The organism is Streptomyces sp. NPDC017529 (genome assembly GCF_044329785.1).
Lineage (GTDB): Bacteria > Actinomycetota > Actinomycetes > Streptomycetales > Streptomycetaceae > Streptomyces.
This window is the reverse complement of the sequence record NZ_JBIRJY010000006.1, coordinates 383,451-403,049: the sequence shown is the minus strand read 5'-3', so window position 1 is coordinate 403,049 and position 19,599 is coordinate 383,451. Positions and strand designations below refer to the sequence as shown.

Genomic DNA, 19,599 nt, shown 5'->3' with positions numbered 1-19,599 from the left:
CCACCCAGAGGGCCCCTTCCAGACACTGGACGGGGCCCTCCGGCATGCCGGGCCGCCGGATAGGGTTTCGGCACCAGCAGGAGACGAATCCAGGAGTGTGGACCATGAACGTTGCGACCCCGAACGGCGGCGACAGCGTGGCGGCCCGCACCTGGCCGGGCGTGCTGGAAGCCCTCCTCCAGGGCCGCGACCTGGGCGCCGACGACACCGCGTGGGCGATGGACCGCATCATGCGCGGCCAGGCCACCGACGCGCAGATCGCCGGGTTCGCGGTGGCGCTGCGGGCGAAGGGCGAGACCGTCGCGGAGATCTCCGGCCTGGTACGGGCGATGTACGCGCACGCCAACCTCATCGAGGTGCCGGGCCCGAGCGTGGACATCGTCGGCACCGGCGGCGACGGCGCCAAGACCGTCAACATCTCCACGATGTCCTCGGTCGTGGTGGCCGGCACCGGCGCGAAGGTCGTCAAGCACGGCAACCGCGCCGCCTCGTCGGCCAGCGGCGCGTCCGACGTGTTGGAGAAGCTGGGCGTGAACCTGGACCTGACCCCGCGCCGGGTCGTCGAGGTCGCCGAGGAGGCCGGGATCACCTTCTGCTTCGCGGTCAAGTTCCACCCCTCGCTGCGGCACGTGGCGCCCGCGCGCCGCGAACTGGGCATCCGTACGACGTTCAACGTGCTGGGCCCGCTGACCAACCCGGCGAAGGTGCGGGCCCAGGCCACCGGCGTGGCCGACGCGCGGATGGCGCCCATCCTGGCCGGGGTGCTGGCCGAGCGCGGCTCCTCCGCCCTGGTCTTCCGCGGCGACGACGGCCTGGACGAACTGACGACCACCGCCACGTCCAAGGTCTGGGTCGTACGGGACGGCGGCGTACGCGAGGAGACCTTCGACCCGCGGGACGTGGGCATCGACCTGGTGCCCGTGGAGGCGCTGCGCGGCGCCGACGCCTCGTACAACGCGGACGTGGCGCGCCGCCTGCTGGGCGGCGAGACGGGCCCCGTCCGGGACGCGGTCCTGCTGAACTCCGCGGCGGCGCTGGTCGCCCTGGAGCCGACGGACGCGCCCCTGACCGACCAGATCGCGGCGGGCATCGCCGAGGCCGCCGAGTCCGTCGACTCCGGCGCGGCCCGCCGGGCGCTGGAGCGGTGGGTGGCGGCCAGCAACGCCTGACGGCGGTGGTGTGACGCAGGGCCCGGTCCGGGATGCGGACCGGGCCTTGCGCGTGTCTGATCGTGTGGCATGATGCTGCGCAGGTCACGAGTGACAGCGACTACGGCCCCGGCCCGCTGTCCGGCAACCCTCCGTCCGTGGCGGGGTGCCCCGGGTGATGACCAGGCCGCAGGCAGCGAGGTCTGCGGCAAGCGCGGATCCCTCGTGCCAGGGATCCTGGTCCTTGAGGGAGCTCTCCCGTGAATCAGCGAATGCGTTAGGGCCGCAGGCCCCTTTTCCCGCACCCTTTTTCCTTTTCCGCTGCCGGCGGCCCGCGCCTTTTCGTGTGTGCGCCCCGCAGTGAGTTCGCCATGCCTTTACGGGAGTTCGCCATGCCTGTTTCCGCTGCCACCACCACCGATGTCGCCGCCACCACCGATGCCGCCGTCTGCGCCCCGCTGCCCGTGCTGGGCCGGGACGTGCTGGTCCCGCTCGTCACGGGCGGCGAGGTCGAGTACGCCGCGCTGGACATCGCCGCCAGCGCCCCGGCGCTCCAGCGCGTCTGGGACGACGTGGCCGCGTACGCCCCGTACTACGGCAGCGTGCACCGCGGCGCCGGCTACCTCTCGCAGCTGTCCACCGACCTGTTCGAGAACAGCCGGGCGGAGGTCGCCGGTTTCCTCGGCTGTCGGGAGGGGGACCAGGTCGTCTTCACCCGCTCCACCACCGACTCGCTGAACCTGCTGGCCGCCGTGCTGCCCGCGCACACCCGGGTGTTCGTCTTCGAGACCGAGCACCACGCCTCGCTGCTGCCCTGGGAGCAGCGCGCGGACACCGAGGTGACGTACCTCGACGCTCCCCGCACCCCGCAGCAGGCGGTGGACACGCTGGAGCGGGCGCTGGCCGAGCGCGAGCCGTACAGCAACGCCCTGGTCTGCGTGACCGGTGCGTCCAACGTGACGGGTGAGCTGTGGCCCGTACGGGAGCTGGCCGCCGCGGCGCACGCACACGGCGCGCGGATCGTGCTCGACGCCGCCCAGCTCGCCCCGCACCACCCGGTCGACATCGCGGAACTGGACGTCGACTGGGTGGCCTTCTCCGGCCACAAGCTGTACGCGCCGTTCGGGGCGGGCGTGCTCGCCGGGCGCGCCGACTGGCTCCAGGCCGCGGAGCCCTACCTCGCGGGCGGCGGCGCCAGCCGTACGGTCGCGCGCCGTGCCGACGGCGGGGTGGACGTCGACTGGCACACCACCGCGGCCCGCCACGAGGCAGGGTCGCCCAACGTCATCGGCGTCTACGCCATCGCCGCCGCCTGCAAGGCGCTCACCGAGGCGGGCTTCGAGAGCCTGGTCGCCCGGGAACAGCAGCTGGTCGAGCGGGTACGGGCGGGCCTCGCGGAGGTGCCCGAGGTGACCGTGCTGTCGCTGTTCGGGGACGACGCGCCGCGCGTGGGCGTGCTGTCCTTCGTCGTCCGGGGCTGGAACAGCTCGCACTTCGCGGCGGCGCTCTCGGCGGAGTACGGCATCGGCGTGCGCGACGGGCTGTTCTGCGCGCACCCCCTCGTACGGACCCTGCTGGGCGCCGAGTCCCAGGCCCCGGGCGAATGCGGCGCGCCTGAAGGGGCACCGGGGGAGCAGTCGCTGAACGCCATCCGGGTGAGCTTCGGCGCCGGCACGCCCGACGAGCACGTGGACCGCTTCGTACGGGCCGTCAAGGAGCTGGTCACGGACGGCGCGCGGTGGAGCTACCGCACCGAGGACGGCCGCTGCGTGCCGGACACCGCGGCCGCCGGGTAGCCCGTGGACCGCCCCGCCGCGGCGCTCCGCTGTCCGGGCGCCGCGGCGCGGGTGCCGTACGCGGAGGCGGCCCGGGTCAGGCGTCCAGGCCGATCGCGAAGGCCGCTTCCAGGTCGTGCTGGGAGTACGTACGGAACGCGATGTGCGTCTCGGTGGAGGACACGCCCGGCACCTTGCTGATCCGGCCGGGGATGACGTCCGCCAGGTCGTCGTGCTCGGCCACCCGCACCATCGCGATCAGGTCGTGCGCTCCGGTGACCGAGTAGACCTCGCTGACGCCCTCCAGCGCGGCGATCTTCTCCGCGATCTCCGGGATCTGGTCCACGCTGGTCTTGATGAGCACGATCGAAGTGATCACGGTTGGCTCTCTCCCTCGGTCGCCTGCTGCTTCGCCGTTCCGGCGGACTCCACACTACCGGGGGCCGCGGCGGTTCCCTCGGGCGGAGCGGGGCTCGCCCGGTAGCGCACCCAGGCGTACACGAAGCCCACCGCGAAGCCCACGACATGGGCGAGATAGGCCACGCCCGGGGTGTCGGGGCTGCGCTGCGCGGCCAGCCACTGGAGGACGAACCAGAACAGCAGCACGATCCAGGCAGGGAAGCGCAGCGGCAAGAAGAAGAGGAACGGGTAGAGGCTGGTGACCCGCGCTTTGGGAAAGAGGTACAGGAACGCGCCCAGCACCCCGGAGATCGCCCCGGAGGCGCCGACCAGGGTCTGCCCCGAGGGAGCGTGCGCGGCCGCGTAGCCCATCAGCGCCAGGTAGCCGGTGACGACGTAGAAGACGGTGAAGGGCAGCCGGCCCATGCGGGCCTCGGCCATGCCGCCGAAGACGTACAGGAAGAGGACGTTGCCCAGCAGGTGCAGCCAGCTGCCGTGCACGAACAGGGCGGTCAGCGGGGTGAGCAGCGCGCGGGGCGAGCCGCTCCACAGGTCGCGCGGGATGACGCCCCACCGTTCGAAGTACGCGGTCTGTGCCTGCACGACGGCGTCGCCGGTCCCGTATATGCCGTTGAGGCCGGAGGCGGGGCCGATGACGAAGACCACGCAGCACACGGCGATCAGTGCGTTCGTCATGCGGGAGAACACGGTCAGCGCCGAGCGGGCGCGGGGCGTCCGGGGGATCAGAGGCGGGGCCGTCATGAAGTGATCATGGCGTAATGGGGGCAATCGGGACAGAGTGCCTCGCCGCGTCCCGCCTCCCGGGCGGGGCCGCACCGCGAGGGCGTCAGGCCGTAGGGTAACGGGCAGTACCCCGCGTACTTCCGCAGTCCGACGGCGCACCGCGTGAATCCCCCGAACGACAGCACGAGCCCCGCTCGCCCGAGCGTGACGAAAGAGGACGACACCATGGCTGTTCCCCTGCCGACGGACGGGACCCGGTGGCGCTGCACGCTGTGCGGCAACCTGACGCGCTTCGACGTGACGCGCCGGTCCGAGGTCGTGGAGTACCTGCACCTCGACCTCGCCGGAGAACCGAAGGTGGAGGAACGCGAGGTGCTCAGTGAGAGCATCGAGTCCGTGCGCTGCCGCTGGTGCAACGCGGTCGACCAGATCGAGCTGGTCGACCGGCCGGGCGCGAGCGCCTGAGATCGGAGCGATGCAGCAGTGGTGGAGCGTCCAGAAGGGCCTGCGGGGGCGGAGCACGACGCCGAGGCCGGTACGGCCGAGGCGGACGAGGTGCTCGACCGTCCGTTGCCCGAGGGCGTGCGGCGCCGTGTCGTGGCGCTGACCGCGGAGTCCTTCGGCGGTCTGACGGTCGCCGAACTCCCGCCACCCTTGCGGCAATACGCCCGGTTCACCCCCAGCCGCCGGGCGAAGTTCGCGGGCAACGCGATGGCCGCCGCGCTGGAGAACGACGCGGTCTTCAGACAGCGGATCGCGGGCCGGCTGCGCGAGGCCCAGCCGGAACTGGCCGAAGCGCTGGACAACGGCACCCCGCCCGCCGCCGCCGACCCGCTGGACGTCGCGGCGGCGGCCTATGTGCTGCGCCCCGAGGGCTGGGTCAAGCTGGTCGCGGCGGCCGGCGAGGAGGCGCAGCGCGTCCGCGCCGAGCGGGCCGGCGAGGAGGCCGAACGCGAGCTGGCCGCGCTGCGCGAGGAACTGGCGCAGGCCCGCGGGCAGGCGCGCGCCGAGGCCGAGCGCGTCCGTGGCGACCTGGAGGCGCTGCGCAAGGAGAACGAGTCCTTGCAGCGCAAGCTGCGCAGCGCTCTGAGCGACGTGAAGCGGGGCGAGGCGGCGGCGCGCAAGGCCGCGGCCGAGACGGAGGCCGTACGGGCCGCCGCCGCGCAGGAGAAGACCGCGGCGGACAGCGAGGTGCGCCGCCTCAAGGCCCGCGTCGCGGAGGCCGAGTCGTCGTTGGAGGCCAGCCGCCGCGCCACGCGGGAGGGCCGCAGCGTCGAGGACATGCGGCTGCGGCTGCTGCTGGACACCGTGCTGGACGCGGCCCAGGGGCTGCGCCGGGAACTGGCGCTGCCGCCCGCCGACACACACCCCGCGGACACCGTGGACGCGGTGGCGCCGGGCAAGATGACGCCCAAGGACATCGCCACCCGCGCGCTGTCGGAGACCGACCCGGCGCTGCTGGACCAACTGCTGGCGCTGCCGCAGGCCCACCTGGTGGTGGACGGCTACAACGTCACCAAGACCGGCTACCCCACGATGCCGTTGGACAAGCAGCGGCTGCGGCTGCTGGGCGGTCTCGCGGTGCTCGCCGCCCAGACGGGCGCGGAGATGACCTGTGTCTTCGACGGCGCCGAACTGGCCGCGCCGGTGCTGCTCGCGCCGCCGCGCGGCGTCCGCGTCCTCTTCAGCAAGCCGGGCGTGACGGCCGACGAGCTGATCCGCCAGCTCGTACGGGCCGAGCCGCCGGGCCGTCCGGTGGTGGTGGTCTCCACGGACCGCGAGGTGGCGGACGGCGTGGCCAAGGCCGGTGCGCGGCCGGTGGCATCCGCGCTGCTCCTCAAGCGACTTGCCCGGACCTGAGTGGTCCGTGCGGCGCGCGGGACGAGGGTAAAGGTGTACCCATCAACGAGGTGACCTATGCCTGGAGTTCGTATCTGAGTGTCAAGTGGCCGTTACTGCCTGTGTGATGTTGGTAAAGGATGAGGAGCATCCGGCAGTTTTTTCCGGTGAGGATTTGAAGCGATCACAACTCGGTTACTAAGGTCGGGCCTCGACCCTTCATGCAGTTGATCATCCAACCGGGATGAACAGTGAAGGCACCGCCGAGTCCGCGGCGTTCGCGCGGAGCCGGGGTCCAGCACCCCCCACTCCCGGTAGGCGGCTGAAGGAAGAAGGAGCTCGCCTCCGTGGCGTCCCACCGTCGACCCAAGCAGCCGAGCCGCGCGCGTGTGACCGTACTCACCGCGACCGCGGCAGCGGCCGTCGCCCTCTCGTCCCAGGCCGCCCACGCCGACCCGAAGCCGAAGAAGGAAGACGTCAAGTCCGAGGTCGACAAGCTCTACGAGCAGGCGGAGCAGGCCACCGAGAAGTACAACGGGGCCAAGGAGGACCAGGAGAAGCTCCAGAAGGAGGTCGACGCCCTCCAGGACAAGGTCGCCCGCGGCCAGGGCGAGCTGAACGAGCTCCGCAAGGGCCTCGGCGCGGTCGCCTCCGGCCAGTACCGCAGCGGCAGCATCGACCCGTCCGTGCAGCTGTTCCTCTCCGGCGACCCGGACACCTACCTCGACAAGGCCGCGACCCTCGACCAGTTGAGCGGCAAGCAGGCCGAGCAGCTGAAGACCATCGCGGACAAGCAGCGGCAGCTCGCCCAGGAGCGGGCGGAGGCCTCGGCCAAGATCAAGGACCTCTCGGAGACCCGCCAGGCGCTGGGTGACAAGAAGGACGAGATCAAGGGCAAGCTCGCCAAGGCGCAGGAGCTGCTCAACACGCTGACCGCCAAGGAGAAGCAGGAGCTCCAGCAGGAGGAGCAGAAGAAGAACCGCTCCAGCCGCGGCAACGAGCGTCCCGACCTGGGCAACGACGTCCCGGCCTCGCAGCGTGGCGCCGCCGCCCTGTCCGCGGCCGCCTCCAAGATCGGCTCGCCGTACGTGTGGGGCGCCACCGGCCCCTCCTCCTTCGACTGCTCGGGCCTGACCTCCTGGGCGTACCAGCAGGCCGGCCAGTCGCTGCCGCGCACCTCGCAGGCGCAGGCCAACGCCGGCACCCGGATCGGTTCGCAGAGCGCGCTGAAGCCGGGCGACCTGGTGCTCTTCTACGGCGACCTGCACCACATCGGCCTGTACGCGGGCAACGGCCAGGTGCTGCACGCGCCGAAGCCGGGCGCGTCCGTGCGCTACGAGTCGATCAACAACATGCCCTTCCAGTTCGGCGTCCGGGTCTGACGCGTCGGCTGACCCGTCCGGGGTCGGTTCGTACGATGACCTGAGCCGTCCGGACATGCCGCCCGATCGGGCGAATTGCGGTGTGCGCCGCTGACTTCCCGCCCCGCCGGTGACCTGCGCAGTCACCGGCGGGGCGGCTTTTTCCCTACCGGCGGCGGCCGTTGCGGGTCTTTGGCCGCCGGCCACCGGCGCCGTTACTGTCTGCCCTCGCAGCCGCCGGTCACCGACCGCCCGTCCCGGGCGGCAGGGGCTGCACGGAAGGGAGTGCGGCCTCAAGTGGTGTCCCACCGCCGTGTCTCGCAGTCCGGCCTGGTCGGCGGCGCGACCAGGGCCACCGTCCTGTCCGCCGCCGCGGTCACCGCCGCGGCCGCGCTGTCCGCCGGAGCGGTGCAGGCCGCGCCGCGGCCCGCGCCCGCCGATGTCTCCTCGCGCATCGACGCCCTCTACGAGCAGGCCGAGAAGGCCACCGAGGAGTACAACGGGGCGACCGAGCGGACGCGGAAGCTGCGCACCGAGGTATCGGCGCTCCAGGACCGGGTGGCCCGTGGCCAGGAGCACGTCAACCGGCTGCGCGCGCGGCTCGGTGCCGTCGCCTCCGCCCAGTACCGCTCCGGCGGCCTGGACCCGGCCCTGAAGCTGATGCTCTCCGAGAACCCGGCGGACTACCTCGACAAGGCCGCCGCGCTCGACCGCGTACAGGGCAGCCAGGCCGGCCAGCTGCGCGAACTCCAGGGTTCCCAGCGCGGGCTGGAGCAGGAGCGCAAGGAAGCGGCCGGGAAGCTGGCGGCCCTGGAGGCGAGCCGGCGGGACGTGGCGCACCACAAGAAGGACGTCGAACACAAGCTGGCCGCGGCGCAGCGCCTGCTGAACTCGCTGCCGGGACAGGACCGGGCGGCCTACGACCGGGCGAACCGCGGCACCGGGCGCTCACTGCCGGACCCGGCCGGGACGGCGCCGGTCTCCGGCCGGGCCGGGGCCGCGGTGCAGGCGGTCCGCGCGGCGATCGGGTCCCCGTACTCCTGGGGGCAGTCGGGCCCCTCCTCGTTCGACTGCTCCGGGCTGATGCAGTGGGCGTACGCGCGAGCCGGAGTCGCCATCCCGCGCACCTCGCAAGCCCAGCGCGGCGCGGGGCAGCACGTTCAGGTCAGTCAGGCCAAGCCGGGGGACCTGGTCATCTACCGGGACGATGCCAGCCATGTCGGTATGTACGTGGGCAACGGACAGGTGGTGCACGCGCCGTATCCCGGCGCGCGGGTGCGCTCCGACCCCGTCGGCATGATGCCGATCTCGACCGTAACCCGACCCTGACCGCTACCCGTACCGCGCGGGCGGTGCATACGATCAGCCGCGTGAGAGGTCACCGGGCACAGCGGCGGGCGGCCCGGCGGATCAGGAGGGCGCTGTGCGCGGCCTTGCCGCCGGTGCTGCTGTCGTCGTTGGCCGGCTGCGGCCGGCCCGGCGAGCCGGCTCCGCCGCCGGGAATCCAGCGGATGCTCGACCAGCGCGCGGCGGCCGTACGCGACCGGGACGCCGGGGCCTTCCTCGCCTCGGTCGACCCGCGCGCCGCCGCTTACCGCACGCGGCAGCGGGAGCTGTTCGCCAACCTCGGGCACGTACCGCTGGCCTCCTGGGCGTACGAGCTGGTGAAGACCGACGCGTTCGGGCTGCCGGCGGTCGCGGGCGCGGACGGCCGCCGGGTCGCCGCCGAGGTGCGGCTGCGCTACCGGCTCGCCGGGTACGACACCTCGCCGGTCACCGCCGTCCAGTACCTGACGCTCACCGACCGCGGCGGGCGCTGGCGGATCGTCTCGGACACGGACGGCGCGGCGAAGGGCCGGCGCAGCGCGCGCCAACTGTGGGACCAGGGACCGGTGCAGGTCGTCAGGGGCCGCTACAGCCTCGTGCTGGGCGTGGGCCGCGGCACCGCCGCGCTGCGCGAGCTGGCGGAGCGCACCGACGCGGCCGTGCCGGCCGTCGGCAAGGCGTGGCCGGGAAAGTGGGCCGGGCGGGTGGTGGTCGAGGCGCCGCAGTCACTGGACCGGATGGCGGAGCTGCTGGACGCCACCGACTCCTCCGGCTACCGGGGCATAGCCGCGGTCACCACCGGCGAGGCGGGCACGGCGCCGGCGGCGCCCGCCGACCGGGTCATCGTCAATCCCGAGGCGTACGGGGAACTGTCCGGCACCGGCCGGCAGATCGTGCTGACGCACGAGGCCACCCACGTCGCGACGCGCACGGTCACCACCGCCACCACGCCGCTCTGGCTCTCCGAGGGGTTCGCCGACTGGGTGGCCTACCGGGGCACCGGCCGGCCGCCCGCCGCCACCGCCCCCGAACTGGCCCGCGCGGTCGCCAAGGGCTCACCGCCGCCCCGGCTGCCGGCCGACGGCGACTTCCGCTTCAGCCGCAGCGCCGAGCAGCTGGCACGCGCCTACGAGGGCGGCTGGCTGGCCTGCCGGATGATCGCGGACAACTGGGGCGAGAAGAAGCTCGGCGCGTTCTACCGGGCCGCGGGACGCGGCGGCGAGGAGAGCGCGGGCCGGGCGATGAAGGACCAGTTGGGCGTCGGGCCGACCGAGTTCACCCGGCGGTGGCGGTCGTACGTGTCCGGGCAGCTGGGCTGACGCGCGACGCCGGGGCGGGCGGCCGGGGAGCGGCCGGACGGGCCCGCCGTCGAGCGCCACAGCCGGCGGCAGGCGGTCAGCGAGGCCACCACGAGCAGGCCGTTGCGTACCGCCAGCAGGACGACGCCGCGGCCCTCACTGGCCACCACCTCCGCGAACCAGACGGGGAACTCCAGGAGCGTGGCGCCGGACGCGAGCACGATCAGGACGGCGGGCAGCCCCATCCGGCTCGACCGCACGGTCATGCACACGGCCGCCATGCCGACCAGCCAGATCATGTACTGCGGGCTGATCACGCGGCTGGTGGTGACGAAGAGCAGGACGGCGGTGAACGCGGCGTCGGCGAGCGTGGCGGACGTGCACCTCCGCGCCCGCAGCCGCCACAGCAGCAGCCACCCGAAGGCCGCCACCGTCAGGACCAGCGACAGGGAGCTGACCAGCGGCACGTACGGGCCGACGAACTCCACGGAACCGTAGTTCAGCAGCACCTCTCCGTCCCAGCCGAACTGCCGGGCGACATGGAAGACGAGCGCGCCGAGCGACTCCACCTCCGTGCCCCGGTCGCGCTGGAACGTGAGGAAGGCCAGCCCGCCAGGGGCCCAGGCGGTCAGGACGAGCGTGCTGGCCAGCGCGCCGACCGCCGCGGCGCCCCACAGTTCACGGGCCCGGCGGCCGCGCAGCGGAGCGCCGCTCAGCAGCAGCACCGGCCAGACCTTCAAGAGCGCGCCGAAGGCGATCAGAACACCGGAGACCCGCGGGCGGCGAGCGGCGGCGAACAGGGCGGCGACGGCCACCGCGGTCACCATCAGGTCGTACCGGGCGTACGCGGTGGGGCCGAGCAGGGCGACGCCGGCGATCCAGACCCAGGCGCCGGCCGGCCGTTTGCCGGGCCGCCGGCCCGCGTACAGGAAGAGCGCGAAGGCGGCGGCGTCGGCCGCGCAGGCCAGGAGGAAGAAGGCCGCGGCATAGTCGAGGAACGGCAGGAGGGCGGGGGAGAGGACGGCGAGCGCGGCGGCCGGCGGGTACTGCCAGGTCACGTCGCCCACAGGGAAGGTGCCGGCCTTCAGGATCTCCGACCAGCCCTGGTAGATGCCCGAGACGTCGCTGGTCACGTCCGGCCCCGGCAGCACCAGCACCTTGAACACGCACAACAGGAGCACCGCCCGGGTCGCGGCCCACGCCGCCACCGGCAGCGCCAGGGCGCGCGCCGCGCCGCCGCGGGGCTCGCTGCCGGCCCTGGTCATCGGCACCCCGTCCCGTGTCGTTCGCACCCGTATGCGGGCGCCGGTACCTCACGACCGTAGACGAGCCGGGGGCGTGCCGGGACTGTCCCCGCCGGGGGTGTCGGACGAACCGGTACTGTGCGAGGGCAATGGACAAGACGCTGATCGTCACGAACGACTTCCCGCCCCGCCCCGGCGGCATCCAGGCCTTCCTGCACAGCATGGCCCTGCGCCTGGACCCGGACCGGGTCGTGGTCTACGCCTCCACCTGGAAGCGGACCAAGGAGGGCATCGAGGCCACCGCCCGCTTCGACGCCGACCAGCCGTACCCGGTCGTACGGGACCGTACGACGATGCTGCTGCCGACGCCCCGGGTGACCCGGACCGCCGCCGCCCTGCTGCGCGAGCACGGCTGCTCCTCGGTGTGGTTCGGGGCCGCGGCGCCGCTCGGCCTGATGGCCCCGGCGCTGCGCCGGGCCGGCGCGCGCCGCATCGTGGCCACCACCCACGGGCACGAGGCGGGCTGGGCACAGCTGCCCGCCTCCCGCCAACTGCTGCGCAGGATCGGCGAGGGCACCGACACCATCACCTATCTCGGCGAGTACACCCGGTCCCGGATCGCCGCCGCGCTGACGCCGGCCGCCGCCGGCCGCATGACCCAACTGCCGCCCGGCGTGGACGAGAAGACCTTCCACCCCGGCTCGGGCGGCGACGAGGTACGGGCCCGCCTCGGGCTCGCCGAGCGGCCGGTCGTCGTCTGCGTCTCCCGGCTCGTGCCGCGCAAGGGCCAGGACACCCTGATCGAGGCGATGCCGCGCATCCTGGCCGACGTGCCGGACGCGGTGCTGCTCGTCGTCGGCGGCGGCCCGTACGAGAAGCAGCTGCACGCGCTCGCGGTGGAGAAGGGCGTGGCGGACTCGGTGCGCTTCACCGGGGCCGTGCCGTGGGAGGAACTGCCCGCCCACTACGGCGCGGGCGACGTCTTCGCGATGCCGTGCCGCACCCGGCGCGGCGGGCTGGACGTCGAGGGCCTGGGCATCGTCTACCTGGAGGCGTCCGCCACCGGCCTGCCGGTGGTCGCGGGCGACTCCGGCGGCGCGCCGGACGCCGTGCTGGACGGCGAGACGGGGTACGTGGTCCCCGGCGGCTCGCCGACGGTCGCCGCCGAACGCGTCGTCGCGCTCCTCAAGGACCCGGCCGCCCGCCGCCGCATGGGCGAGCGGGGCCGCGCCTGGGTGGAGGAGAAGTGGCGCTGGGACCTGCTGGCCGAACGGCTCAAGGAGCTGCTGTAGGGCGCGTCACGCGCGGTAGATCGCCTCGATCTCCTCGGCGAAGTCCTTGGCCACCACGTTGCGCTTGAGCTTCAGGGACGGCGTCACGTGCCCCGACTCCTCCGTGAACTGGGTCGGCAGGATGCGGAACTTGCGCACGGACTCCGCCTTGGAGACCGCCGCGTTGCCGTCGTCCACCGCCCGCTGCACCGCGGCCAGCAGCTCGGGGTCCCGGCTCAGCTCCGCGACGCTCTGCCCGGCCGGGCGGCCGTTGTCCTCGGCCCAGCGCGGCAGGAAGTCCTCGTCGAGGGTGACCAGCGCGCCCACGAAGGGGCGGCCGTCGCCGACGACCATGCACTCGGCGATCAGCGCGTGCGCGCGGATGCGGTCCTCGATGACGGCCGGGGCGACGTTCTTGCCGCCCGCCGTCACCAGGATCTCCTTCTTGCGGCCGGTGATCGCGAGATAGCCGTCCTCGTCGAGGGTGCCCAGGTCGCCGGTGTGGAACCAGCCGTCGGAGAGCGCTTCCTTGGTGGCGGACTCGTTGTTCCAGTACTCGGTGAACAGGTGCTCGCCGTGCAGCAGCACCTCGCCGTCGTCGGCGATGCGGACCACCGAGCCGGGCAGCGGCTGGCCGACCGTACCGATCTTCTGCCGGTCCCACGGGTTGAAGGCGGTGGCCGCGCAGGACTCGGTCAGGCCGTAGCCCTCCAGGGCGGTGAAGCCGATGCCCCGGTAGAAGTGGCCCAGGCGCTCGCCCAGGGGCGCGCCGCCGGAGATGGCGTGGGTGGCCCGGCTGCCGAGGACGGCGCGCAGCTTGCCGTAGACCAGCTTGTCGAAGAGCTTGTGCTTGAGCCGCAGGCCGAGGGCGGGCCCGGCCGCGGTGTCCAGCGCGCGGCTGTAGGCGATGGCCGTGTCGGCGGCCCGGTCGAAGATCTTGCCCTTGCCGTCGGCCTGCGCCTTGGCCCGCGCCGAGTTGTAGACCTTCTCGAAGACCCGGGGGACGCCGAGGATCAGCGTGGGGCGGAAGGCGGCGAGGTCCTCGGTGAGGTTCTTGATGTCGGGGGCGTGCCCCAGCTTGATGGGGGCCATGACGGAGGCCACCTGCACCAGCCGTCCGAAGACGTGGGCCACGGGGAGGAAGAGGAGCACGGAGGAGTGGCCGGTGCGGAAGAGCGGCTTGAGGCGTTCGACGACGTTGCCGCACTCGGCGAAGAAGCTGCGGTGGGTGAGCACGCAGCCCTTGGGCCGGCCGGTGGTGCCGGAGGTGTAGACGATGGTGGCGGGGGAGTCGGCGTCGGCGAGCGCGCTGCGCTCGTCCACCTCCTCGTCGGTGATGCCGGCGCCGGCCGCGCGCAGCCGGGCGACGGCGTCCCGCTCGATCTGCCAGATGTTCTCCAGCGCGGGCAGCCGGTCCCGTACGGACTCGACGGAGGCCTCCTGCGCGGGGGTCTCCACCAGGCAGGCCACCGCGCCGGAGTCGCCGAGGATCCACTGCACCTGTTCGGCGGAGCTGGTCTCGTACACCGGGACGGTGATCGCGCCGGCGCTCCAGATCGCGAAGTCCAGCAGCGTCCACTCGTAGCGGGTGCGCGACATCAGGCCGACCCGGTCGCCGGGGCAGATGCCGGCGGCCATCAGGCCCTTGGCGGCGGCCCGTACCTCCGTGAGGAAGACGGCGGCCGTGACGTCCTGCCACTGCCCGTCGACCTTGCGGCCCATGACGGCGACGTCGGGGTGCTGCGCGGCATTGCGGCGGATCAGATCCGTCAGGTTGCCGTCCGCTGGGACCTCGTACAGGGCCGGAAGGCTGAACTCGCGCAAGACTGCTGCTCCTCATCGGCGCCGGCGTCACGACGCTGTGTGCTGGCCGGCTGCGGTCCATGATCAGGCAGGGGGGTTGGACTGCCCGGACGTTACCCACCGGTATTGCTTTTCGGATAGGGGGGTACGCCCAGATGTTCGATGCGTCACAGCGGTGTGACACGTGCCTGGACACGCCTGGGGACTGCTTCGCGCAGACTAGACCAGGCATTCGGTGACCCGGAAGTAACCGCAGGTCGGGCCCCCCGGGCGACGGCGTTTCGCACCCCCGCCCGGCGGTACGCGAGGCCCCTCTCCCGACGGCCCGCCTTTCGATCTAGGGTGACGGCATGCGAGTGCATGTGGTGAGCGACGTACACGGCAACGGGCGGGATCTCGCCACGGCGGGCGACGGCGCCGACGCCCTGGTCTGCCTGGGCGACCTCGTGCTGTTCCTGGACTACGCCGACCACTCGCGCGGCATCTTCCCCGACCTCTTCGGCGTCGAGAACGCCCACCGGCTGGTCGAACTGCGCACCGCCCGCCGCTTCGAGGAGGCCCGCGAGCTGGGCCGCAGGCTGTGGGGCGACATCGAGCGGGCGGGCGGCGGCCGGGCGGCCGTCATCGAGGAGGCCGTCCGCAAGCAGTACGCCGAACTGTTCGCGGCCTTCCCCGCGCCGACGTACGCCACGTACGGCAATGTGGACATCCCCCGGCTGTGGCCGCAGTACGCCCGGCCCGGCACCACCGTCCTGGACGGCGAGCGGGTGGAGATCGGCGGCCGGGTCTTCGGGTTCGTCGGTGGCGGCCTGACGACCCCCATGCGGACCCCGTACGAGATCAGCGACGAGGAGTACGCCGCCAAGGTCGAGGCCGTCGGCGAGGTGGACGTGCTGTGCACGCACATCCCGCCGGACGTACCCGAGCTCTGCTACGACGTCGTCGCCCGCCGCTTCGAACGCGGCAGCGCGGCCCTCCTGGACGCGATCCGCCGGACCCGCCCGCGCTACGCGCTCTTCGGACACGTGCATCAGCCGCTCGCCCGGCGGGTACGCGTCGGCGCCACCGAATGCGTCAACGTGGGGCACTTCAACGCGACGGGCACGCCGTACGTCCTGGAGTGGTGACGGCCTTTCCGCCGCCGCCCCCGGGCTGACCGGATCGGACGGGGAGCCTGTCCGGGGCTCTTTCGCCGCGCGGTAGCCTTCAGCAGCAGGGATACGCGTCTGGCGGACCGGCACGAATCGGCATGGAGGAGTCACGGCGATGGCCGAACACACCAGCTCTAGCATCACGATCGAGGCGGCACCCGCCGAGGTGATGGGAGTGATCGCCGACTTTGACCGTTACCCGGACTGGACCGGCGAGGTCAAGGAAGCCGAGATCCTCAGCAAGGACGACCAGGGCCGCGCCGAGCAGGTCCGCCTGCTGCTGGACGCCGGCGCGATCAAGGACGACCACACCCTCGCCTACACCTGGACCAGTGACCACGAGGTCAGCTGGTCGCTGGTGAAGTCCCAGATGCTGCGGACGCTCGACGGCTCCTACCGGCTCGTCCCGCTGGCCGGCGGCGCGCACACCGAAGTGACGTATCAGCTGACCGTCGACGTCAAGATCCCGATGCTCGGCATGATCAAGCGCAAGGCGGAGAAGGTCATCATCGACCGCGCGCTGGACGGGCTGAAGAAGCGCGTCGAAAGCGGCCCCGCGGCCCCCGCCGACGAGGCCAAGCGGCTCTGACCATGCGTACCGTCCTCGTCACCGGTCCGGGCGGCGCGGGCCGCACCACCATCGCCGCCGCGACCGCGCTGGCCGGCGCCCGGCGCGGCGAGCGGGTCCTGCTGCTCACCACCCAGAGCGGCGCGGCGGAACGCGCGCTCGGCACCCGGCTCGGCCGCCCCGGCGGCGACCCGGTGACCGCGGCGCCCGGGCTGCTGGTCCGCTGCGTCGACCCCGCCGGGCACTTCCGGCAGGAGGCCCTCGCCTTCCAGGAGCGCGCGGCGGCCGCCCTCGACCTCCTCGGCGCCGCGCCCCTGGACGAGGAGGAACTGACCGAGCTGCCGGGCGGGGAGGAATTCGCCCTGCTCCACGCGCTGCGCGCGGCACACGAAGCGGCCGGCGAATCCGGCGGCACCGACACGATCGTCGTCGACATGCCGCCCGCGTCCGACACCGTCGCCCTGCTCGCCCTGCCCGAGCAGGCGCGCCGCTACCTGCGCCGCCTGCTGCCGCCCGAACGGCAGGCCGCCCGCGCGCTGCGGCCGGCGTTGGCACAGCTCGCGGGCGTACAGCTGCCCACCCAGAAGCTCTACGAGGCCGCGGAGCGCTGGGAGCACGAACTGGCCGCCGTACAGCGGGTGATCGACCACCCCGGCACGACCGTGCGGCTCGTCGCCGAGGCAGGCCCGGGCGCCGTCGCCGACCTGCGGGCGGTGCGCTCGGGGCTCGCGCTGTTCGGCCACCGCACCGACGCCGTGGTCGCCAACCGGCTGCTGCCCACCGGGTCCGCCGACCCCTTCCTGGCCGCGCTCTCGGGGCAGCAGCAGAGCGCGCTCAAGGCGCTGCGCGAGGAGTTCCCCGAAGCGCCGGTCGTCGAGGTGCCGCACCTGGGCCGCGACCCCGAAGGCACCGAGGAACTGGACGCCCTGACCGGCGCGGCCGTGGGGGAGCCGGCGGAGCCCGGAGCCGCCGCCGACCCCTGGACCGTGGAGGACCGGCTCGCGGCGGACGGCATCCTCGTGTGGCGGGTGCCGCTGCCGGGCGCCGACCGCGACGGGCTCGGGCTGCTGCGCCGCGGCGACGAGGTCATCGTCACCGCGGGCCGCTTCCGGCGGATACGCACCCTGCCCTCCGCGCTGCGCCGCTGCTCGGTCTCCGGCGCCGGCCTGCGCGACGGCGCGCTGCACATCCGCTTCACGCCCGATCCCGACCTGTGGCCGCGAGGTCACTGAACGGCACACCGCCGTTCGGGTAACGTCGGGAGAAGCACCGCCCCGAAAACGCCGCGTTCCGCGCGGCGGAAGATCCGCCTCGCCGCAGGAGTGAGTCCGCCATGAGCGATGCCACCGAGCGCCCCGCCGACCGTACGGACCGGGTCGATGCCGATGCCTGGGAGACGGCGTGCGCCGAGGACCTGGCGGCCGAGAAGGCGCGCCGCCGCGAGCAGTACGGCTCCCCGCCGGGCAGCGCGGCCGAGGAACTGCGCCGCCTCGCGGACGCCGTCACGGACAAGCTCTCCGGCATCCAGCTGCCGGGCGGGCTCGCGGGACTGGCCGCGCAGGGCGCCGTGCAGCAGCTGTTCCGGCAGGCCAAGGCCGTCGTCGAGCCGGTCGTCGAGCGCAACCCCGAGGTCTTCGACCACCTCGCCGCCGCCGGGTCCGAGCTGATGGCCGCCTACCGCTCGGCCGTCGAGAACAGCGAGCGCCGCTGGACCAGGGACGCCGCCGCCAACGCCGCCGCCGGCACCCCGCGCGCCGAGGACGCGGACGACGCCAGTGACATCCGCGACATCGGCGACAAGCGTGACACCCCGGGTGGTCCCCGCCGCGACGACGAAGGCCCGGCGGGCACCGAGCGGATCGACCTCGACTGAGCCCGGCCCGGACCCCCGGGAGCGCGCCGGCCGCGCCCCCAACTCCGGTACGGTGGTCGGCGGCGGGGTACGACCAATAACTGAGGGACACATGGGACTCACCATCGGCGTCGACATCGGCGGCACGAAGATCGCGGCCGGCGTGGTCGACGAAGAGGGCACGATCCTCGAAACGTGCAAGGTGCCGACCCCGCAGGCCACCGACGAACTGACGGAGGCCATCGCCGACGCGGTCCGCACCATCAGCGCCGACCACCAGGTCGAGGCCGTCGGCATCGGCGCCGCCGGCTACGTGGACGAGAAGCGGGCCACCGTCCTGTTCGCGCCGAACATCGACTGGCGCCACGAGCCGCTGAAGGACAAGGTCGAGCAGCGCGTCGGGCTGCCCGTGGTCGTCGAGAACGACGCCAACGCGGCGGCCTGGGGCGAGTACCGGTTCGGCGCGGGCCAGGGCCACAGCGACGTCATCTGCATCACCCTCGGCACCGGCCTGGGCGGCGGCATCATCATCGGCAACAAGCTGCGCCGCGGCCGCTTCGGCGTCGCCGCCGAGTTCGGCCACATCCGCGTCGTGCCGGACGGCCTGCTGTGCGGCTGCGGCAGCCAGGGCTGCTGGGAGCAGTACGCCTCGGGCCGCGCCCTGCTGCGCTACGCCCGCCAGCGTGCCTTCGCCACCCCCGAGAACGCCAAGGTCCTGCTGTCGCTGGGCGACGGCAGCTCCGAGGGGATCCAGGGCAAGCACATCAGCGAGGCCGCCCGCCAGGGCGACCCGGTCGCCATCGACTCCTTCCGCGAACTGGCCCGCTGGGCCGGCGCCGGACTGGCCGACCTCGCCTCGCTGTTCGACCCCTCCGCCTTCATCGTCGGCGGCGGCGTCTCGGACGAGGGCGAACTGGTCCTCGACCCGATCCGCAAGTCCTTCCGCCGCTGGCTGGTCGGCAACCAGTGGCGGCCGCACGCCCAGGTGCTGGCCGCCCAGCTCGGCGGCAAGGCGGGACTGGTCGGCGCCGCCGACCTGGCACGCCAGGGCTGAACCGGCGTGCCGGCCGCGCTGCCCGCCGCACGGACCGAGCCGGACGGCTCGGCCGTGTTCCGCGTGCTGAGCTACAACGTCCGCTCGCTGCGCGACGACCGCGCGGCGCTGGCCCGGGTGATCCGCGCCTGCGCCCCCGACGTGGTGTTCGTGCAGGAGGCGCCGCGGTTCTTCCGCTGGCGCAAGAGCGTGGCGGCGCTGTGCCGGGCCACCGGCCTGGTGCACGTGACGGGCGGCGCCACCGCGGCGGGACCGATGATCCTGTCCTCGCTGCGCGCCCACGTGGAGCGCACCGAGGACGTGCTGCTGCCCCGCACCCCCGGCCTGCACCAGCGCGGTTTCGCGACCGCGGTGGTACGGATCGGGGGCGCCAGGGTCGGCCTGCTCGGCTGCCACCTCAGCCTGCGGGCGGCCGAGCGGTACGACCAGGCGGGCCTGCTGCTGGAGCGGCTGCGCGCGCTGGACGTCCCGTACGCCGTCGCGGCCGGCGACCTGAACGACCGGCCGGACGGGCGCGCCTTCCGGCGGCTGGCGGGCCCGCTCACCGACGCCTGGGCGGCGGCGCCGTGGGGCGGGGAGTTCACCTCCACGCCCCACGACCCGCACCAGCGCATCGACGCCGTCTTCACGACCGGCGGCGTCGAGGTGCTGGGTTGCGGCGTGCCGCGCGACCTGCCCGGCGTGAGCCAGGGCGACCTGCTCGCCGCCACGGACCACCTGCCGGTGCTGGCCGCGCTCCGGGTGCCCGCCGCGTCGTCCTGAGCGC

General features: G+C 73.5%; 17 protein-coding genes and 1 riboswitch. Of the genes, 13 read left to right on the top strand and 4 right to left on the bottom strand.

Annotated elements, in window-relative coordinates; all coding sequences use genetic code 11:
- Positions 1-104: 104 nt before the first annotated feature.
- Both trpD and ACH4K4_RS18730 read left to right on the top strand, forming a co-directional pair.
- The gene (gene trpD / locus ACH4K4_RS18735; RefSeq protein WP_398168470.1) at positions 105-1,169 is read left to right on the top strand and encodes an anthranilate phosphoribosyltransferase; all 1,065 of its coding nucleotides are present in this window, start codon (positions 105-107) and stop codon (positions 1,167-1,169) included.
- Between the two features lie 82 nt (positions 1,170-1,251).
- A riboswitch (SAM riboswitch) is annotated at positions 1,252-1,369 on the top strand.
- 171 nt (positions 1,370-1,540) lie between these two features.
- Complete coding sequence (locus ACH4K4_RS18730) at positions 1,541-2,944, top strand: aminotransferase class V-fold PLP-dependent enzyme (RefSeq protein ID WP_398168468.1); 1,404 nt, start codon at positions 1,541-1,543, stop codon at positions 2,942-2,944.
- A gap of 76 nt (positions 2,945-3,020) precedes the next feature.
- Here the strand turns inward: ACH4K4_RS18730 and ACH4K4_RS18725 are convergent, their stop codons facing one another.
- Both ACH4K4_RS18725 and ACH4K4_RS18720 read right to left on the bottom strand, forming a co-directional pair.
- A complete protein-coding gene (locus tag ACH4K4_RS18725) occupies positions 3,021-3,302 on the bottom strand; it encodes an Lrp/AsnC ligand binding domain-containing protein (protein WP_360137537.1) in 282 nt (93 codons plus the stop codon).
- A complete protein-coding gene (locus ACH4K4_RS18720) occupies positions 3,299-4,018 on the bottom strand; it encodes a rhomboid family intramembrane serine protease (RefSeq protein WP_398168708.1) in 720 nt (239 codons plus the stop codon). Before ACH4K4_RS18720 ends, ACH4K4_RS18725 begins: the two co-directional genes overlap by 4 nt.
- Before the next feature lie 273 nt (positions 4,019-4,291).
- Between ACH4K4_RS18720 and ACH4K4_RS18715 the strand changes: the two genes are divergently transcribed.
- From ACH4K4_RS18715 to ACH4K4_RS18700, 4 genes are all read left to right on the top strand, one after another.
- Positions 4,292-4,531 (top strand): hypothetical protein, encoded by a 240-nt coding sequence (locus ACH4K4_RS18715; RefSeq protein WP_031004082.1) that lies wholly within the window; start codon positions 4,292-4,294, stop codon positions 4,529-4,531.
- A gap of 21 nt (positions 4,532-4,552) precedes the next feature.
- Positions 4,553-5,926, top strand: coding sequence for an NYN domain-containing protein (locus ACH4K4_RS18710; protein WP_398168707.1), 1,374 nt, complete (start codon positions 4,553-4,555; stop codon positions 5,924-5,926).
- Positions 5,927-6,252: 326 nt separating this feature from the next.
- Complete coding sequence (locus ACH4K4_RS18705; RefSeq protein WP_398168466.1) at positions 6,253-7,287, top strand: NlpC/P60 family protein; 1,035 nt, start codon at positions 6,253-6,255, stop codon at positions 7,285-7,287.
- Between the two features lie 276 nt (positions 7,288-7,563).
- The gene (locus tag ACH4K4_RS18700; RefSeq protein WP_398168465.1) at positions 7,564-8,595 is read left to right on the top strand and encodes an NlpC/P60 family protein; all 1,032 of its coding nucleotides are present in this window, start codon (positions 7,564-7,566) and stop codon (positions 8,593-8,595) included.
- A gap of 1,192 nt (positions 8,596-9,787) precedes the next feature.
- Here the strand turns inward: ACH4K4_RS18700 and ACH4K4_RS18695 are convergent.
- Positions 9,788-11,155, bottom strand: a complete 1,368-nt coding sequence (locus ACH4K4_RS18695) for a glycosyltransferase 87 family protein (RefSeq protein WP_398168463.1) — start codon at positions 11,153-11,155, stop codon at positions 9,788-9,790.
- A gap of 128 nt (positions 11,156-11,283) precedes the next feature.
- Here ACH4K4_RS18695 and ACH4K4_RS18690 point away from each other — a divergent pair, with 128 nt between their 5' ends.
- Entirely contained in the window at positions 11,284-12,426 is a 1,143-nt protein-coding gene (locus tag ACH4K4_RS18690) for a glycosyltransferase family 4 protein (RefSeq protein WP_398168462.1), read from the top strand.
- A gap of 6 nt (positions 12,427-12,432) precedes the next feature.
- On the opposite strand, the gene ACH4K4_RS18685 is transcribed toward ACH4K4_RS18690, so the two are convergent.
- Positions 12,433-14,229, bottom strand: coding sequence for an AMP-dependent synthetase/ligase (locus tag ACH4K4_RS18685; protein ID WP_398168461.1), 1,797 nt, complete (start codon positions 14,227-14,229; stop codon positions 12,433-12,435).
- Positions 14,230-14,570: 341 nt separating this feature from the next.
- Here ACH4K4_RS18685 and ACH4K4_RS18680 point away from each other — a divergent pair, with 341 nt between their 5' ends.
- The 6 genes from ACH4K4_RS18680 (at position 14,571) to ACH4K4_RS18655 (ending at position 19,595) form a co-directional block, all read left to right on the top strand.
- Positions 14,571-15,335, top strand: coding sequence for a metallophosphoesterase (locus ACH4K4_RS18680; RefSeq protein WP_398168706.1), 765 nt, complete (start codon positions 14,571-14,573; stop codon positions 15,333-15,335).
- 139 nt (positions 15,336-15,474) lie between these two features.
- On the top strand, positions 15,475-15,948 hold the full coding sequence (locus tag ACH4K4_RS18675; RefSeq protein WP_398168460.1) for an SRPBCC family protein: 474 nt from the start codon (positions 15,475-15,477) through the stop codon (positions 15,946-15,948).
- Between the two features lie 2 nt (positions 15,949-15,950).
- A complete protein-coding gene (locus ACH4K4_RS18670) occupies positions 15,951-17,159 on the top strand; it encodes an ArsA family ATPase (RefSeq protein ID WP_398168458.1) in 1,209 nt (402 codons plus the stop codon).
- A 101-nt stretch (positions 17,160-17,260) separates the two neighbouring features.
- Positions 17,261-17,800, top strand: coding sequence for a DUF5304 domain-containing protein (locus ACH4K4_RS18665; RefSeq protein WP_398168456.1), 540 nt, complete (start codon positions 17,261-17,263; stop codon positions 17,798-17,800).
- Positions 17,801-17,891: 91 nt separating this feature from the next.
- Complete coding sequence (locus ACH4K4_RS18660) at positions 17,892-18,833, top strand: ROK family glucokinase (protein WP_360137567.1); 942 nt, start codon at positions 17,892-17,894, stop codon at positions 18,831-18,833.
- A gap of 6 nt (positions 18,834-18,839) precedes the next feature.
- Positions 18,840-19,595 carry an endonuclease/exonuclease/phosphatase family protein gene (locus tag ACH4K4_RS18655; protein ID WP_398168455.1) on the top strand — a complete coding sequence of 252 codons (756 nt, stop codon included), beginning with the start codon at positions 18,840-18,842 and terminating at the stop codon, positions 19,593-19,595.
- The last annotated feature ends 4 nt before the right edge of the window (positions 19,596-19,599 follow it).

Coding starts and splice junctions, on each gene's coding strand:
- ACH4K4_RS18690 (WP_398168462.1), top strand. CDS start 11,284: ATGGACAAGACGCTGATCGTCACGAACGACTTCCCGCCCCGCCCCGGC.
- ACH4K4_RS18675 (WP_398168460.1), top strand. CDS start 15,475: ATGGCCGAACACACCAGCTCTAGCATCACGATCGAGGCGGCACCCGCC.
- ACH4K4_RS18665 (WP_398168456.1), top strand. CDS start 17,261: ATGAGCGATGCCACCGAGCGCCCCGCCGACCGTACGGACCGGGTCGAT.
- ACH4K4_RS18720 (WP_398168708.1), bottom strand. CDS start 4,018: ATGACGAACGCACTGATCGCCGTGTGCTGCGTGGTCTTCGTCATCGGC.
- ACH4K4_RS18715 (WP_031004082.1), top strand. CDS start 4,292: ATGGCTGTTCCCCTGCCGACGGACGGGACCCGGTGGCGCTGCACGCTG.
- ACH4K4_RS18670 (WP_398168458.1), top strand. CDS start 15,951: ATGCGTACCGTCCTCGTCACCGGTCCGGGCGGCGCGGGCCGCACCACC.
- trpD (WP_398168470.1), top strand. CDS start 105: ATGAACGTTGCGACCCCGAACGGCGGCGACAGCGTGGCGGCCCGCACC.
- ACH4K4_RS18660 (WP_360137567.1), top strand. CDS start 17,892: ATGGGACTCACCATCGGCGTCGACATCGGCGGCACGAAGATCGCGGCC.
- ACH4K4_RS18730 (WP_398168468.1), top strand. CDS start 1,541: ATGCCTGTTTCCGCTGCCACCACCACCGATGTCGCCGCCACCACCGAT.
- ACH4K4_RS18695 (WP_398168463.1), bottom strand. CDS start 11,155: ATGACCAGGGCCGGCAGCGAGCCCCGCGGCGGCGCGGCGCGCGCCCTG.